The organism is Wolbachia endosymbiont of Protocalliphora sialia, assembly GCF_053891855.1.
In genome coordinates this window covers 1-18,202 of the sequence record NZ_JAIUJX010000015.1, presented here as the reverse complement: position 1 = coordinate 18,202, position 18,202 = coordinate 1, and the positions used below count along the sequence as shown (strand labels likewise).

The following is an 18,202-nucleotide window of genomic DNA, read 5'->3' as shown; positions in this document are numbered from 1 at the left end:
TCGGATCACTTTGAAAAAAATGGTCTAGACAAATGGGTGCATTATACCCCTAATATTACCAACATAGAACTTACCGCCGTGGAAAGTACCATTTGGTAATAAGTAGGATAAAGATGATTCTATTCTTGAGAGTAGTTCTGCTTTTACTTCTGCTGCTCTTTCAAATAAAGCTTGCTTGTCATGCATATTGTTTTCTCCTGTTAAAATAAGCTATGTTTATTGACAAAATGTCTCTGCTACATAGCTCATGATGATGTTCTTAAAGGCTGGTAATTTAAAATACAGTCATAAATGGGTAGAGAGATGTCTCGGTACCTTTTACTATAGTAATACCGGATTTCTCATAGGTTTTTCCGGAAAAGTAGGGAAATTTTTTTTCTAACAGCAAATATATGTTTATGAAAGTACATGTGTTCCCTTACTATATATTCACCAAAATTTTAAAAACTGTTCAGTATTTCTGAAAGAACTGTAGATAGGTTTTTTGTCCAACAAATTTATATACACGCAAATTCGTCCGAAATTTTAAGGAGTCAGGTTTGAGATTACGATGATTTTAGGCAGTTTAGGTCAGTTTAGATTATAAAATGAAATCTCATTAAGCTGAGAAGTAGTCTACTGTAGGGGAGTTTAACATAATTCAAGGTTACAAGTCAAGCAAACTACTATAATATCATAAAAGGCTGCTCCTTGGCTGATTTTGAGTGTTTCTTAGTTTAGAGAAAAAACCTATTATTATAAATAATAAAAATAAGGTATATAATAATACCCTATTTATATTTTATATTTTTCACTTCTATTTATTTTTTAATTTTGTAGATAGCTTTCTAAAAAAAGGAGGTGAAAATTGGAGATAGAAAACGTTAAATTCTTTTTAAAAAATTTTCTTTACAAGGCATGAAAACCGCGTTAAACTTACATGTAAGTTTCTTTTGTGATAATAAGATTACTTAAAATACCTTTTAGTTGAGTTTAGGGTTGTTTTATAAGCGATCTTTAATCAGTGGGGTATATACTTAAAAATTGTAGCTAGCTTTAAAACGTAGATTTTAGCCTTTCTTCCTTTAGTCGTTAAATTTCTATTCTGTTTATAGTATAAATACCCTTGAAATTACAGTGTATTCCGTTCAAAATTTTAGCCAATTTATTGAGTATTCCGGAAAAAGAGGATAACTGATCATGATTTGTTTGTTCTTTAGGCATAGGTATCTAAAATTACAGAAATGAATCATTTTTTCTACATCTAAAGTTTATGTACCGCTTAAAATGGAGACAAAGATCTAAATTTATTTATTTACGTCTCCAATTTTATCGCGTATAATGGAGACAAAGATTTATATTTCGTATTTTATGTCTCCATTGTTTATTGGTAGAAAAACTGAGTTAAAGCAATTACTGGAGCTTACAGAAAAAAATACTGCATCTTTTGTAGTAGTCAAAGGAAGGCGTCGTATAGGAAAAAGTCGTTTAATTCAAGAGTTTGGTAAACATTTCGAGCAATATTACTCCTTTATAGGTTTGCCACCAGAAAAGCATACTACAATGTCCTACCAACTTAATGAATTTTCTAGACAAGTTGCTAGACAATTTAATACATCTTTTGCTAGGTATGATGACTGGAGCGATTTACTATGGGCAGTTGGTGAACGTCTGCTATCAGGAAAAACGTTATTGCTGTTTGATGAAATTTCTTGGATGGGCTCAAAAGATCCAACCTTTTTAGGAAAAATAAAGAATTTTTGGGATACGCAGCTAAAAAATAATAACAAGCTAATTTTCGTTGTTTGTGGATCAGCTTCATCATGGATCGAGAAAAATATACTTAGTAGTACTGGTTTCGTAGGGAGAATATCGTTAACTTTAACACTCGGAGAATTATCGCTTTCTGATTGCAACGAATTTTGGCCAAAAAATATTTCAGCATATGAAAAGTTCAAGGTGCTTGCAGTAACTGGCGGAATTCCAAAGTATTTAGAAGAGGTAAATTTTAAGCATAGCGCTGAAGAAAATATTAAAAGGCTTTGTTTTACAAAAGGTGGGTTTTTAGTTGAAGAATTTAATCAAATATTCTCAGATTTATTCATGCGAAAAACGGCTTTTTATAAGCAAATAGTCAGAGCTCTTTCTACTGGAGCTAAAGAACAAGAAGAAATTTGTGCTACTTTAAATATCGTAAGACATGGACGCATTTCTGAGTATCTACATGAGCTTGAGCTTGCTGGTTTTATTGCAAAAGATCATACTTGGAGTATAAAAACTGGTACTGATTCACGACTCAGGAGATACAGACTTCAAGATAATTATTTAAGGTTTTATCTAAAATATATCGAAAAAGATCTAGGGAAAATTAGTCGTGACACCTATTCTATAGGGTTCTTACCAGAGTGGTATACAATTATTGGGCTTCAATTTGAAAATTTGGTGCTGAACAATAGAAAGAGCATACATAATATCTTAGGGATTGATGGAATAATAAGCGAGAATCCATTTTTTCAGAAGAGAACGCGTAATAATGCAGGTTGTCAAATTGATTATATGATTCAAACGAAGTTTAACACTCTCTACATTTGCGAAATCAAATTTTCAAAAAGTAAAATTGGCCATTCGATAATACAGGAGGTACAAAAGAAAATAGATACACTAAATCGTCCAAAAGGCTTTTCATGTCGTCCAGTCCTTATCCACGTCAATGATGTAAGTGATGATGTTATAGATAGTGGTTACTTTTCACATATAATTGATTTTGGAGAATTATTAAATTATAAGTAATGTTTCCTGCTCTATCTGACTCAAAAAAACAGTAGTTTCTACAGTTATTCTTAAGTTTATAGAGTTTGCTAACATTAGTATCTTTAAAACATTTTAGAGGGTTATTATAGCGTTATCGGTGATCTAAATAATGGGCTGTTTTTATCAAAAGCTCATGTAATCTTTTCTAAACTTAAATAAACAGTTATTTCCAAAATGGAAACAACTCAAATAGTAAATTAGGGTAGGATTTTGAAGCTGTAAAGAAAAAAGGGGGTTCACCTCGAGATGATAATGAGGGGGATGCTTTGGCATTAATGTTCTATATTAGTAAAGATATTAATAAGACAAAAAACCCATAAAAAGTGGGTCCTTTCGTCCATACTAGCGGATTTGGTGGTGCTGACCCCAGGCCTTCTTTAGCGTCAGACATATTTTAAATATTAACTTTTTAATTATTAAGAATTTAAATTATATGAATTTAGCAATCCACTATTATCCTACTCGAAATCTGGTCGAATATGAACGTAACCCACGTAAAAATGATGACGTAGTAAACAGAATGTGTGCTTCAATCAGGGAATTCGGCTTCGTATTCCAATAGTTGCAAAAAGCGATGGATGGTACTGTGGTTGATGGCCATTTAAGACTTAAAGCAGCAAGAAAACTTGGTATGGAGAGTATTCCAGTTGTTTTAAGTGATAATTTAAATGAACCACAAACTAAAGCTTTTCGACTGCTTGCCAATCAATCAGCTAACTGGGCAAAGTGGGATGATGATCTTTTGAGAGTGGAAATTCAAGAATTAGAAGATTTGCAGTTTGACCTAAAAATGACAGAATTTGAATTGGAAAAGGTTCAAAACTTTCTTGATGATTTAGATAGAGAAGAAGAAGATTTTTCTGACTTGATTGATGATGAAAAAAGGGTAGAAATAACAAAACCAGGGGATTTATGGATTTTAGGTGATCATCGAATCTATTGTGGTGATAGCTCTGTAGTTGCACTCATAGCTGCAATAATAATGAGTAATTTAATTCAGAAGTATATAGAAGAAGCGCTTGAAAAGAAAATGTTTATTGAACTCGAAAGTGAGAAAACAAGTAGTCTTAATTTAAGTGATGTGGAAATATCATCTAATGATGGTGAAGAGCTAGCAATATGATATACGCCACATCTTTTTCTGAAGGTTTAAAACCAGACCCAGAGCTTAAAGTATCAGAGTGGGCAAATGAGTATCGAGTTCTAGCAGCAACTGCAGCATCAGAGCCAGGAAAATGGAGAACGGAAAGAACTCCTTATTTAAAAGAAATCATGGATTCACTTTCTCCGTCCTCACCAGCAGAAAAAGTAGTATTCATGAAAGGAGCGCAGATTGGGGGAACAGAAGCTGGTAATAACTGGATTGGCTATATCATCGATCAGACACCAGGTCCAATGCTAGTAGTACAGCCAACAGTTGAAATGGGAAAACGTTGGTCAAAAGGAAGATTTGCGCCACTGATTGAAAGTACACCATGTTTAAAAAGTAAAGTAAAAGACCCAAGATCAAGAGATTCAGGGAACACTGTACAAAGTAAGGAATTTCCAGGTGGAATAGTAGTAATAACTGGAGCAAATAGCAGTGTAGGCCTCTATGAATCACACAAATTAAATGGGAGTGTTAAATAAACTGTGTCAAACCGAAAAAAAAGTAATAAGTTGATATAAAAAAATGGAGGTTTGACAATGAGTCAGAAAGTAGTAAACAGAACTACCGGTTTGGTAGATTATAAAGAATTAGAAACAAATATCCTGTCGTCTATACGAGAAGGAAGACCGTTGACAGGAAGAGATGGAGCATTAACACCGTTTATAAAAAAGTTGCTGGAGGTAAGCTTGGAAGGTGAAATAGAAAACCACTTATCGGCTGAAAGCGAAGAGAATAATCGAAGAAATGGGAGGAATGCAAAGACTTTACGTACAAGCGCAGGGTCATTTGAGCTTTTGACGCCAAGAGATAGGGAAGGAAGTTTCGAACCACAAATAGTCAAAAAAAGGCAAACAAACTTACATCCAGAGCTTGAAACGAAGATTTTGAGCACATTTGCCAGTGGTATGGGCTATAGAGATATAGTGTCACATGTTGAGGAAATTTATGATCACAAAATATCGGCGGCAGAGATATCAAGTATTACTGACAAATTGCTACCAGTAATCAACGAATGGCGTAGTCGCCCGCTGCAGTCTGTATATCCGATAGTTTTCATGGATGGCATGTTTTTTAAAGTCAAAGAGGACGGGCATTGCGTAAGTAAATGCATGTATAACATATTAGGCATAGATCAAAATGGCAAAAAAGAAGTATTAGGTTTTTATTTGGCTGAAAGTGAAGGAGCTAACTTCTGGTTGGGAGTGCTAAATGACCTCAAAGAAAGAGGAGTAGAGATATCCTTATTGCCTGCGTTGATGGGCTAAAAAGCTTTTCTGCAGCTATAAACAGTGTCTTTCCTAATGCGGAAGTGCAGATGTGTATAGTGCATCAGATACGCAACTCACTGAAGTATGTGGCCGGTAAAGATGCGAAGAGTTTTTTGAGCGATTTAAAGAAGGTATATCAAGCTTCAAGCAAGGAAATTGCCGAGAATTATCTGTTAGAATTGGATGAAAAATGGGGCACAAAGTACCCTATGGTTATAAAATCTTGGCAGAATAATTGGGAAAACTTGTCTGGTTATTTTAAGTATTCTGGTCCAGTTAGGAGGATAATCTACACCACCAATCCCATAGAGGGGCTACATAGGCAAATTAGGAAATTCACTAAGACCAAAGGCTCATTTACCAGCATAAATGCCTTGTATAAGCAGGTATATTGTGCTATAAAGAAGGCAGAGGAAAAGTGCTGTACATGATTGGGCATTAACTATCTCTCAACTTGATGTTTTCTTTCCTGGCAGATTGAAAATTGAGTTGAACTAAAAATGCGGTTTGACACAGTTTATTTAACACTCCCGAGAAAACTGCTATCACAGCTGCAGATCTTCTCAATATACCATTTTTTGATGAACAGAAAGTTCCATTGCTACGCATTTTAACTGATAGGGGTACAGAGTATTGTGGCAAACCAGGGAATCATGCATATTTGGGAGTAGAAAATATTGATCATTCTAGAACCAAAGCTTATTCTCCACAGACTAATGGTATATGTGAAAGGTTTCATAGAACTATGCAAGATGAATGTTACAATATTATCTTCAGGAAAAAGATTTATAGTACTTTGGAGGAGCTTCAGTTAGATTGGCTGCATTCTTACAACAGAACTAGACCTCATTCCGGTAAGTACTGCTATGCAGACCTTTTTTGATAGTATGCATATTGCTTACCAAAAAAATATTGATAACATTAAAATAGATTCTGATATCGGTTTTGACTTCGTCGATTCTTCTGTCAGTTAATTCATGCCTGTCAGATCAAGTCTAAACTATTACAAAAAATGTTGTCATTCGAGTAGCTGACACTGGACTCCAATGTCAATTACTCGGATAACAAAAAAACACAGGCTTCACATGCATCTGCAGTACTGTATTAGTCTACTATCTTCATTCCCACAACATTATACCCTGAATCAACATGTAAAATTTCTCCAGTTGTACCACTACTCAGGTCGCTTAATAAGTATAGTGCTGCCTTGCCAACATCTTCTATTGTAACATTGCGTCTAAGTGGAGAATTACTTCTATTCCATTCCGATATGGAGTGAAAGTCACTTATTCCAGAAGATGCCAAAGTTCTGATTGGACCAGCAGAAATTGCATTTACTCTGACGTTCTGTGGTCCGAGATCACATGCTATATATTTTACACTTGCTTCAAGTGCTGCTTTACATAAACCCATCACATTATAATTTGGCATAACTTTTTCAGCACCATAGTAAGATAAAGTAAGTAAACTACCGCCATTTAACATCATTTTTTCCGCTCTTTGCGCTAAAGCAGTAAAAGAATAGCACGATATATGCATTGCATTAATAAAGTTGTTTAGTGAAGTATTGACATATTTACCATTTAGCTCATTTTTATCGGAGAATGCTATTGCATGTACCAAAAAGTCAAGAGTATTCCATTCTTTCTTTATTTCCTCAAAAGCATTATCTATGGTTTCCTCATTTGAAACATCACAGTGTAATGTTAACTCCACATTTAATTCATTTGCTATTGGTAATAATTTTTCTTTTATTGTTTCATTTTGATAAGTGATTGCAAGCTCAGCTCCATGTTCTGAGAGGGTCTTTGCTATACCATATGCTATTGACCTCTTATTTATTATTCCGGTTATTAACCCTTTTTTGCCCTGCAATATCATAGAATTATTTGCCTTTTTTATAATTTGAAATATTAACTAGGCAAAGTCAATTATGTTTTAACTGTAGCTAACGTATAAAAATTACTTCCGCATATTTCCAACCTCATTATAATTACAATTAGAGATATTTTAAGAGCTCAAAATCTATCTTTAGTCTGCAGACTTTTTTTTTATTAAACAATCAAATTCATCAAAAAATGTAGTGTATCTTCTTCAGTGTACGTGGGTGCACACACATACTTATCTGTAATAGTTTAGACTTGATCTGACAGATTAACAAAGTAAGATAAAAATATAAATAAATTTTAAAGGAGTGTCAGATATGAGTAAAACACAAGAAAAAATACTAAAACCAAAGTTGGGGTTGCTAGAACTTGCAAAGCAATTAGGAAATGTATCACAGGCGTGTAAAGTAATGAAGGGATACATTTTACCGCTTCAAAGAGCTGTATGAAACAGGAGGGATTATACGAGATAAACAAAAGCAAACCATTACTTGCCAATAGAGTACCAAAGGATACAGAAGAAGCAGTAGTTAGTAGAGTTTCCAGCATATGGACAAGAAAGAGCAGCTAATGAATTAAAGAAAAAAGGAATTCTAATATCTGCTAGTGGGATAAGGTCAATATGGCAAACTCGAAAATTTTAAAAAGAGATTGAAAGCCCTGGAAGCAAAGGTGGTCCAAGACGGTATAATTTTAACAGAGGAGCAAGTTGCTGCTTTAGAAAAAACTAAGGAACAAAAAGAAGCCAATGGCGAAATTGAGACACAACACCCTGGATACTTAGGTAGTCAAGATACCTATTATGTAGGCAATATCAAAGGTATTGTATCAACAAACTTTTATTGACACCTACTCTAGAGTGGCTTTCGCTAAGCTTTATACGGAGAAAACTGCTATCACAGCTGCAGATCTTCTCAATATACCATTTTTTGATGAACAGAAAGTTCCATTGCTACGCATTTTAACTGATAGGGGTACAGAGTATTGTGGCAAACCAGAGAATCACGCTTATCAGTTATACTTAGGAATCGAAAATATTGATCATTCAAGAACTAAGGCCAATTCCCCACAAACTAATGGCATATGTGAAAGATTCCACAAAACTATGCAAGATGAGTGTTACAATATTATTTTTCGCAAGAAAATCTACAATTCTTTAGAAGATCTTCAGATAGATGTCGATCATTGGTTGCGTTCTTACAATGAGAGCAGACCTCACTCAGGTAAATACTGTTATGGCAAAACACCTATGCAGACTTTTCTTGATAGCAAACACATTGCTTCTCAGAAAAATATTAGTAACATTACACAAGAGACTGATATTAGTTTTAACTACCTCAGTTCTTCTGTCAGTTAATTCATTACTGTCAGATTAGGTTGTGTCTAGTACAAATTATTAAACCTTCCGTAGTTCTTTAATCTCACTTATGGAAAGACCTGTAAACTTGACAATAGTATCAATATCAACGTTATTAGCTAGCATCGCTTTTGCTACTTCAATTTTACCTTCAATTTTACCTTCCTCTCTAGCGTCATCAAGTTTTTGAGCGAGGATGGCTTCTCCTTTACGTAGATCCATTATTCTCTCTTCATAAGCTACTAAATCTTTTTCATTCCAGCGAAACCTATCTAATTCATCATATGCTAGCTTTATTATTGGCGATTCCTTTGCTATTTTCTTTAAATCTTCATCTGTAGTTTCTTCTGCGTATTTAAAAAAGAAACACCACCTTTCTATTGTGCTTTCTAACAGCTCTACTTTATTTTTTGCAAATTTAGGTAATTCAATAAAGATAAATTGCAGATCTTTTAAGTAGTGTCCATTGGTTTTTATATCTCGTATATTATGAGTAGAAATATAATCAACTTCTTCAGAGAGTAAGTTACAATTAGAAATAGCAATAAAGAAGACTTTCTTTAAATCAATGTAATTTCCAGATTTATCTAATTGCCTTGAATAAGCCTTAGCAGCGTATAGTTGAGCACGTTTTTCAAAGCCTTTATCACGAGCAAGCTGCATTTCGATGACAAATCTATTACCAATAGAATCTTTACAAAGGACATCAACAATACTTTGTTTATCAGAGGCAATCTCAGGGTCCATGATAGTGCTTAAGAATTCAATTTCTTTTATTTCATTACTTCCAGAAAATCCTAAGATGTCGTTCAAAAAGTGGATAAGAATATTTTTATTTTTTTCCGTTCCAAAGATTTTTTTGAAACATAAATCATTGCGAGGATCAAGAAATTTAGAAATGGCCATAATATTCAGAGCTAAAGATCAATAATTATACACTATTCTACACAAATATTCAATCTTTTTACGTCTGAAACCTTGTTTATTAAGCTTCAAATGTAAAAAGTGACTTTTATGGAGTGGCGTGTCAGATAAACAAATTCAAAAGAGTCTCTTCTTAATTTCTCTGCCACTCCATTTCATTTAAGCGTAAGCCTCTAAACAATAACCTCTTTATTAGCTACAACTTTTGCATCACTGCTTTCAAGTGCACTTGAGGGTTTACTAGCACAATATGTAACTACAGCTGCTATCAGGCAATAACCTGCTATTATTCCTGTTGTTAATAAACTAGCTTGGAAAACAAAATGTGCAATTAGTGCAGCAGGTATCGCAATCGTTGCTAATGTTATGGCTATAATAGTCCTTTGCGTACTTTGTGTTATAGTAGTATTTCTATTACCTGAGTTATTAAGCTGTCTTTTATTAGTTTTAGTATCATTTTGTTCAGTTTCTTCGTTGATTACTGGAGGTGATGTTATTAATGCTGGTGAATTGTGATAATTACTGTTACCACTTTCTGGTAGATAAAGATTTTCAGTACCAGATGCCAATAGTAGGGTATCATCTTTGTTATCTGAATTAGTAAGCTGCTTGTTATTGTCCTGAATGCTGTTTTTTTGTTCTAAAGTTGGTGTTTTAACATTTTCACCTGTAACAACTACATTATTAAAGTTGCTATTGAATGCTGAAGGTAGAACTTCTGGCTGTGGACCTTGTTGATTACCTTTAACTTCTAAGTTATCCTCGCCATTTTCTACGGTTACTACAAGTTTTTCCTCAACATATTTAGTTGTATGCACATTGCTGACATCTGAAACTGAATTTTTTGGTTGTAATACTTGCTGAACATTTTTAAAAATCGTGCGTTTTTTTGGATTTGGTAGTCTTACTTTTCTGTCTAAAGGCGAGCTTTCTTCTGCTATCCCTACTTGATTAGGTAAAGCAACATTTTTTACTACTGGAGTAGTATTAACTTTCTTGCTAGGAGTTTGTATCCCAGAATTTCTTATATTGTCTTGCAATAATTTTGCTCTATCATTTAATTCTTGTATCTTAGGAATTAATATATCAACTTCTTGGTTGACAATTATACCCTTCAATAATTCTAATTCTAGTTTGTGTTGCTTCAGTTCCTCAGCGTATACATTACCATAACCTTCCATTGACTTTATTGTTCCCTCTAACTTCACCGCAATAGGAACGAATAATGTGCTAGCATGCTGAATTTGATATTCATTAAATTGATTAAGTACTGTTGTGACCTGATCTAGTCTTTTCAATATACTATCTATAGCCTTCTCATTATTAATCTCATTATTGAGATGATTATATTCTTTTTCAATATCATTTATTACTTTAGAGTATCTCGATAAACACAGCGTACATGCAGACACAAACTGTTTATAAGATTTCTTACCTGATTATCGTTTATATTCATAAATCGCAGGTGTAATGTCATCAACAAATGTATTATCTAAATCAGGCATAAAAAATAACCCCCTATTTCTTTCAATGGAACAAAAACTTATTCTAATATAAATTTTTTTGAGGCTGGAAGTCAAATGATAGAAACATCAGACTATTCTGTGCAAGTAGATTGAAAGACAATTTTTAGTAAAAATATTCCCTTTTCTAGCATCAAGTAAAATTCACTTATTTACTTTTCCTAAAATCGCAAAAAGGTACGTACCTTAGTGAGAACAATTTAAATAAAAGCAACGTTGTAAAAATAAAAGCGCAAAATTGTTGCAACAAAGTTAGGCAAACTAGTTCATATATAAATTTAGCAAAAAGCAGCTAATATAGCTAGTTTCAGCGAATAGCAAAATCACTATAATAAAAAGTTCGAACGTATCACTTGGTAGACCAATACATCCCAAAACGAACACTTCTCACGTTTCTTGGTTTTGAGTGCTGAAAATGGCTATCTTGCTTGAGATCTTAATAATATATTTTGCTAAATTAATAGCATTTTACTTGCGGAAGAATTAATAAGCGTATGACAAAAACAGAATATAAAATAAATAAAAGGTAATATAGTGAGTCTGCTAAAGCCTTTTGCCAAAATCACTTTAGGTTAGAAAATTTTTCTGAAATAGTGATTGATAAGTTTTAAAGACAGAGTAATATACCTAGAGTTATAATAGAGGCTAGTTCATTGTGGTACGTGAGGGGGTTAAGAATCAAAATATTTTTTCATTTATTTGCAAAGAGGGGTAATTATGGACCGTAGAGATATTTCAGAAGTTTTATTTTCATCTATTAAAGAGAACGATTCTTATAGGGCATCTAAGCTTCTTCAAATTGAACGTTGGTGCTATGCGCATTGGAAGATACATGCAGGGTATGGTGAAATAAGAAATAATTTTCTTGCGCAAGTGCTATCTAATGAAGATTGCTGGGAGAAAGTTAATAATTTACATCAAGTAAAGCTTAATAGACAAATGGTAGGTAAAAAATTAATCGCGCCGAGTTCAGATAGTAAACCCAATCCATTTGGCACTGATAGATACAAAATTGCATGTGATTGTTGTTTGGAGGATGAAATAAGAGCTATATTTGAGGAAAGAAAAGAAGAATTGTCTGCTCAAGGTAATGATAGCTTGCTGGAGTATCATCACTTAGTTAGGTGTTATGGAGAAGGTCCTATAGCACAGTTTTGGTCACATTTCATTAGTGGGTATCTTGATAAATTGGATTTGAGGGGTCGTCATCTATATGAGTATGGGCTTGACTGTGCAGTAGGTTGGCGAAAAGTAGAAGCAGTGGAATTCTTCTGGAATAAAATAAAATCATTACCTGAGAATGAAATGAGTGCACAGAAAAAGGATGAGATCTTCATGAAAAATGTAATATATGCAGCAAAGAGCCATTGTAATAGTTATCCTGAAATATTTGAATTTTTCTTTGATCAATTAACTTCTGATAGATATCCGGAACTCTTAAAAAGAGATTTTGCTCAAGATAATTATTACGATACTTTATTTACCCTTAAGGACAGATGTTCCTTTGATAAACTAAGAGTGCTGTTTGATTGCTTACACCCGAGTGATATTTTGGAACGTCATTTTTATAGTCTATTAAGAAACATGAATATACAAAGTTGTCAAGAATATTATGCAAAAGCAGGTATTGAGCTTTTTACGCATATGTGGACAAAGGAAGGTTTCGATAGCCATAGGGCTTTTACATTGCAAGAAGAATTAGTAGAGAATTGCGGATTTATACTATATCCTTTAGTAAGTAAGGGTTATATGGAGCCAGTATGGGAAATATTAGATAAAGCTAATCCTAATCAAATCAAAGAATTTATGGATTCTAAAAAAGATCATATATGTTCTATATTATTAGGGAATGGAGATAGCAATTCATTAAATAGGTTTTTATCCTATGGTAAGTCTGCTGATGAAGAACGTAATCCAAAAAATATACCTGGCCCAAGTGGTGACCTAACTGAAGTAGAAGTTAGAAAAACACATGCCAGTATGGGTAAATAAAAAAAGTTATATATTAACAGGGGGTTTTATGCCGAACGAAGAAAGACCACAGGATTTTGAATTAATAGAGTTATTAATTAGAGAAACAAGAACTGCTCCAAGTACTTCAACTCAGCAAGGAAGTGATTTTGAATCTTTCAAAGTAAGGTTTCAGTCGTATATTGATCAGATTCCATCATATTTACATTCAGTAGGTAAAGAAGGATTTTTTCCTCATTTCTTCTTAGGAAGCTTTTCCACCTTGATAGATACAAAAATTGCAGTAAAATTAGATATTGAGAAAATATATTTTAGTTTTGATGGTGCAAAGACTCTAAAAGTTGCTGTTATAAAGGAAGGAGAAATCAAAAGCCCAGAAGATGCTATTGATAAAGTAAAGCTCTTTGTTATTGCAGAGTCTAGTAGCACAAAGAAAAAGTTTAGCTACAGTGAGTTAGATAAGATATTAGGCAATATCAAAGTCAACAGGAACAACTTGTTGAGGATGGCTAGAGATCAAGATAAGCTTGGTGTAAAATTGGTAGAAATTATTAAAAAGAAGGATCACAAAGAGGAACTATCAGGAATATTTGTTGAGGTAAAAAGTGACAAATTAGACAAGGATACTTCTACAACACATGAGTTTGAAGAAATAAAAAAAGGATTATGGAGTAATCCAGAAAGTGATATAGTTCAGCTTAGTAGTTCAAAAAAAGATGAAGTAAAAGATATTCTTGGAAATATTCTGGGAAAAGTTAGTAAAATTCATTCTGGTTATAGAGGAGAGTTTAAAGAAGAAAGACTCGTTATTCGTGGAGGTTCCCTTGTCTATGTTAAAGAAGCAAGAGAAGCAGCACATCATGGGTTTTTAGCAGGAGCTTTAGTGAATTTCCGCTATAGACATAATCTCAGGGTTTACTTGGAGCAGTTTGCAGGAAGAGGTTATGCTGATATTGTTCTAGTGCCTCGTGGTAAGGATAGGTCATTAAATGCTATCCTATTATTATAGAGATGAAGGCTGCTACTAAAGCAGAGCTAAAAGAAGGTAAAATAGGGGAAAAGAGTGGAACTACACCAGCTGCTACTTTAAAACAAGCTGAGGATTACACGAAAGGTTTTCAACCAAATGTAATGAGAGTTTTAACTACTGCAAATGACATGCTATGCGTTGGTGTAAACCTTGATCATACATCTCCTATTTCTGATATCGTTGCTAAATCACGTGATCAAGAAATCACCCCTCTTTTTAATGATATAATGGAATCTATTGATAAGCAAAATAATCGTGAGATTACACAAGGACAATTAAAAACGCAGATTGAAGAGAATATAGAGCGTATCTATCACACATTTCCTGGTACAGGAGAGAAGGGAGATAATCATTATTTTAGTAGGTTTTTGTTAGGGCAGTCCCTGTTATTAAGTGAAGTTCGAGCTTTAGGAAGCAGTTTTAGAAAGCACGTTTTTATTTATGGAGAAAATATACCTACAGAAGCTCAACCTGAACCTAAATCTCAACGTCTTAAAGATCAGAAAAGTAAGGGACAAGATGCTGCACAGATATCTAGGTTAGACCAAGGCCATGGAGTTGTGACAATGGTATTTATTCCAAGCAATGATCAAAAATCAGTTTATGTAATGAATATTGTTGAAACAGATGGAAGAGATAATGTGATGAGAAAGGGAATTCCTCTTGATCAGCTTCAGCAAGAAATAGGAGAAAGAAAAATAGTTGAACTAAATCTTAATTTTAACATTAAGAAAAAATCGAAATTTGAAGAGTATTTTAGCGTGGAGGTGGGCGAATCCGTTTCCCTAGAGCAGTATAATAGAAGAGAAACTAATAAATTTGAAGGTAATTTTAAAGATATTCCTTATCCCGCCGAGTTCAAGGAAAAATTCGATGAGGTATTAGAGTCTCAGCTTACTTCTTCACAAGATCGATCTCAATCAATAGGCAAATATAAAGAGTTATTTAAAAAAATAGGTGAGGCAATGCTGCCTTTTAAAAACTTAGTAGAAAAGGAAGCACATACCCAAGCTGTATTTCATGGAGCATTTAGCCACTATAGTGATATAAAGTTAGGAGAGTTACAAGAAAACAGGGCATTAGTATTAACAGAGTTTCAAACTGGAAGGGGGAAACGTATTGATATGCTAGTTCATGGTATTAAATTTGGAGGTCATGATAGCAATGCTAAAGAATACGATCCAGTAGGGTTAGAGCTTAAAGGACCAAGGGAAGGTAAAAAAGCTGATGCGTTAAAAGATGAGGCGAACAAACAAATAAGTGATGAGTATAAGAAAGGTATAACTTATAAGACGCTGACAGATGGAAAGAAAGTGGCTTTTATAGGTGTTGTGTTTGATAAAGGTGCGAATAATGCAGGTTCTCTTATCTTACCAAGCAAGAATGAGTTTACTTCTGTTGAGGTAGTTCATAGTTCTATTCATATGATACATCCCGATACAGTAGAACAACAAGGAGAAGATCAGCGGACTTTAGAATCTGCAATGGGTAGTAACGATGGTGCGAGACCTAGAAATGAGTTAGAATCTCCAGGAATTAGTAGTGTTCCCAGAGGTCGTGGGCGTGGTATGAGGCCTAGAAGTGAGTTAGAATCTCCAGGAGTTAGTAATGTTCCCAGAGGCCGTGGGCGTGGAAATCAATGAGTAAAAGAGGATATTAGATTAACTCAAAGTAGTGCAGTTGCCTTTCTTCATGATAAATATGATTTGATCAGTACTGACGCTTTCAATGACAGTGTTATGACAAATAACGCGAATGATCTGGAGGTAGGGGATTAATTTGGTATCCGGTTTAGGAGAGTGGTTTAAGAAACGATAGATAGAAGATTGTGAAAAGGGTTTAGGTTACTTTATTTCCATGTTAAGTATAACGAAATAAATTATCTGTTCAAATTCCTCGCCGTGATTGTGCAAAATATGAGTTTTGACGATAAACGACATAATGCCTAATTTCCCGTTCAGCATTAGACTTGCTGCAAAAGAGGAGAAATGTTTATATAAAGAAAGATAGAGCAAGTAAAAGTGAGGTAAAATGACCATAATCTAAGGTAATGTTCAAAAAAGTGTGTCAAACCAAGAAATAGATTGATATAAAGAAAAGTTTGTGTACAATATTTAATAGATCAACTAATCCCAAGAAAAATACTTTTCACATTCCTTGATCTCTGGGAATGGTTATTTTATTAAATTTTAGTAGAATATGCTGCTAAATTAAAGATAGCTCTAAGATAAAGTATTTATACAAGCTACTTGCATTGCTAACTTTATTTACTAGTATGTATGGGAATATAAAGTTTAGGTTTTGAGTTAAATAGAGGGAGTTTTATGCTACAAAAACAATCTTCAGTGGGTTATTTAAAGAGCACAAAGATTAATTCACAAGCAAAAGATAAATCTTTTCAGTTTAAACGTAGAATAAGACGTCAGTATAATCCTGATAATATTAACATTGCCAAATTGTTTCTTGTTATACGTGAGCATAGAACAGGTAATCCTCAGCTAGACAAGACTAATGCAATTAAAGAATTACTTACTCAAGTAGATAATATTAATGATACTGATTACAATGATAATGGTAATACACCACTACATGTTGCTGTCAGCAAAAGACATCTAGACATTGTCAAACTTCTTTTAAGTACTCGCGATATAAACCCGAAAGCTAAAAATAATAGGGGTCAGACGCCTCTCGATATTATTAATGAAGATCTTAATAGTAAGAGTAAGACATCTTTGGATCAAGATATTATTCAAGAATTACAGGGAGCTTCATCTCTAAAAAGGGAAAACACTGGAGAAAATAAGCCAGAAGTTGGTTCTCCCAAAAAGCTAAGAATTTCCTCTATAAAAAAAGAAGAGCCTGAAGGAACAAAAATCGAAGAGGGTGATCCAAGAACATACTCTGCTTCTGGATTAAAGCATACTCTTCATGGAAATATTTATCAGCTAAAATTGTTAATGCTTTTTTTAAAGCGTGGATTAGATCAAGGATACTCTTTTTGTTTGGCTACAGAGTGGGATGATGCTGAAAAATTTGATGACTTGGTGTTTATATATGGTGATTCAAGAGAAAAAAATTATCGTTTTTTGCAAGCTAAACATAAACTAGATGAGAAAAATAACAAGATTACAGTAGGAGACTTATTTACAAAAAGTAAGGATGGTGAATTTAATTTAGAGAAGTATTTTGTTTCTTATTTAAGAATTAAGAAGAAAAAAGAATTTAAAGACTCTAACCTAAAAGATTTTATTGTTTGTACTAATATTAGTTTTGATCTGGATAATTCGGTGCAAGATCAAATAAAGAAGCTTAAGGAAGTTAGTTTTGGAAAGAATAAAGGAAAAAAAGTTTTAGTTGAGGAAATTGGTGAGCATGATAGCTTCTTTAACACAGACATTGGTACAAGATATAGAATAAAATGTAATGATGACTTAGTCTTGCATTTAAAACAAGGTAGCGAAGTGCAAAATGAAATGCGTGGACAGTCAGTAGATATTATAGGTAAGGAAATAAAAGAGTTTCTTGAAAAGTTAGTATTTGCAGTTGATCAGCCAAATGAAGTCAAACTTAGCGAAATACTTGAGGATGAAATAAGTGAAGACTTTAGTAAAAGATTTGATTATATCGGTAATTTGAGTAAAGACGCTTATAACAAATTTGAGAAAAGAATGCTAGGTTGGTTAAAGGAAAAGGAAGGAAGGTTTTTTGATAACAAAGAAGCAGAAGACCTTTTTAGAGAAATGGAACAAGCAGTTAATAGTTTAAGTATAATAGAAAGAGGGGTCAGAAATATAGAGCAAAAGGTGAGTGAAGTGCATTCGTATATTGTTGTGGAACAGAATAACAAAAAAGTAAAAGAAAAAGTTTTGTTTAATGTCGAAAATCCGTCACAATTATTTACTGGAAAAAAGGAAGAACCAGATAAAGTGCATTTGTTATTGCAGAGCACTGAGAAGGGAGTAGAAGTAATGTCAAAGCCGTACTCAATGAGCGGTTACTTAGAGATAGTAAAGCTTCTAAAGGAAAATGGTGCGAATCTTAATACAGTAGATGATAATCAGAGTACACCCCTACATTTAGCTGCCAAAGGAGGTTTCTTAAGTATAGTGGAGTATTTGATAGAAAATGGTGCGAATCTTAATGCAGTAAACTATAATGAGGATACACCCCTACACTTGGCTGCCAAAGGAGGTTTCTTAGATGTAGTAAAGCTTCTAAAGGGAAAGGGTGCGAATCTTAATGCAGAAAACTATAATGAGTATAATGCACCCCATAAACTAGACCAAAAAAAAATGGTTGATCC

The 18,202-nt window shown here is 33.6% G+C and carries 9 protein-coding genes and 6 pseudogenes; 11 read left to right on the top strand and 4 right to left on the bottom strand.

Going from position 1 to position 18,202, the window contains the following annotated elements; genetic code table 11:
* Window positions 1-24 precede the first annotated feature (24 nt).
* On the bottom strand, window positions 25-186 hold the full coding sequence (locus LB100_RS05200; protein WP_456201638.1) for a hypothetical protein: 162 nt from the start codon (window positions 184-186) through the stop codon (window positions 25-27).
* A gap of 1,164 nt (window positions 187-1,350) precedes the next feature.
* On the opposite strand from LB100_RS05200, the gene LB100_RS05195 reads away from it, so the two are divergent.
* The 6 genes and pseudogenes from LB100_RS05195 to LB100_RS05170 all read left to right on the top strand — a co-directional run.
* Complete coding sequence (locus tag LB100_RS05195) at window positions 1,351-2,769, top strand: AAA family ATPase (protein ID WP_456201637.1); 1,419 nt, start codon at window positions 1,351-1,353, stop codon at window positions 2,767-2,769.
* Between the two features lie 233 nt (window positions 2,770-3,002).
* A pseudogene (locus LB100_RS05190) lies at window positions 3,003-3,110 on the top strand (Holliday junction resolvase); the annotation flags it as partial.
* Between the two features lie 113 nt (window positions 3,111-3,223).
* A pseudogene (locus tag LB100_RS05185) lies at window positions 3,224-3,772 on the top strand (DNA methylase N-4); the annotation flags it as partial.
* A gap of 137 nt (window positions 3,773-3,909) precedes the next feature.
* Window positions 3,910-4,383 (top strand): annotated as a pseudogene (locus tag LB100_RS05180) (phage terminase large subunit family protein); the annotation flags it as partial.
* 93 nt (window positions 4,384-4,476) lie between these two features.
* Window positions 4,477-5,706 (top strand): annotated as a pseudogene (locus LB100_RS05175) (IS256-like element ISWpi15 family transposase).
* A gap of 37 nt (window positions 5,707-5,743) precedes the next feature.
* Window positions 5,744-6,182 (top strand): annotated as a pseudogene (locus LB100_RS05170) (integrase core domain-containing protein); the annotation flags it as partial.
* Between the two features lie 130 nt (window positions 6,183-6,312).
* On the opposite strand, the gene LB100_RS05165 reads toward LB100_RS05170, so the two are convergent.
* Window positions 6,313-7,089, bottom strand: a complete 777-nt coding sequence (locus LB100_RS05165; protein ID WP_264336562.1) for an enoyl-ACP reductase FabI — start codon at window positions 7,087-7,089, stop codon at window positions 6,313-6,315.
* Between the two features lie 322 nt (window positions 7,090-7,411).
* On the opposite strand from LB100_RS05165, the pseudogene LB100_RS05160 reads away from it, so the two are divergent.
* A pseudogene (locus LB100_RS05160) lies at window positions 7,412-8,451 on the top strand (IS481 family transposase).
* 39 nt (window positions 8,452-8,490) lie between these two features.
* Here the strand turns inward: LB100_RS05160 and LB100_RS05155 are convergent.
* Window positions 8,491-9,357: an Rpn family recombination-promoting nuclease/putative transposase gene (locus LB100_RS05155; protein ID WP_264720039.1), complete on the bottom strand. Its 867-nt coding sequence runs from the start codon at window positions 9,355-9,357 to the stop codon at window positions 8,491-8,493.
* A 191-nt stretch (window positions 9,358-9,548) separates the two neighbouring features.
* Entirely contained in the window at window positions 9,549-10,787 is a 1,239-nt protein-coding gene (locus LB100_RS05150) for a TomO hydrophobic C-terminal domain-containing protein (protein ID WP_456201636.1), read from the bottom strand.
* Window positions 10,788-11,615: 828 nt separating this feature from the next.
* On the opposite strand from LB100_RS05150, the gene LB100_RS05145 reads away from it, so the two are divergent.
* The 4 genes from LB100_RS05145 to LB100_RS05130 form a co-directional block, all read left to right on the top strand.
* Window positions 11,616-12,890, top strand: coding sequence for a hypothetical protein (locus tag LB100_RS05145; protein WP_456201635.1), 1,275 nt, complete (start codon window positions 11,616-11,618; stop codon window positions 12,888-12,890).
* 28 nt (window positions 12,891-12,918) lie between these two features.
* On the top strand, window positions 12,919-13,878 hold the full coding sequence (locus LB100_RS05140; RefSeq protein ID WP_456201634.1) for a hypothetical protein: 960 nt from the start codon (window positions 12,919-12,921) through the stop codon (window positions 13,876-13,878).
* A gap of 2 nt (window positions 13,879-13,880) precedes the next feature.
* Window positions 13,881-15,542, top strand: a complete 1,662-nt coding sequence (locus LB100_RS05135) for a hypothetical protein (RefSeq protein WP_456201633.1) — start codon at window positions 13,881-13,883, stop codon at window positions 15,540-15,542.
* A gap of 681 nt (window positions 15,543-16,223) precedes the next feature.
* Window positions 16,224-18,202: ankyrin repeat domain-containing protein (locus LB100_RS05130; RefSeq protein ID WP_456201632.1), on the top strand; the 1,979-nt coding region annotated here is incomplete at its 3' end.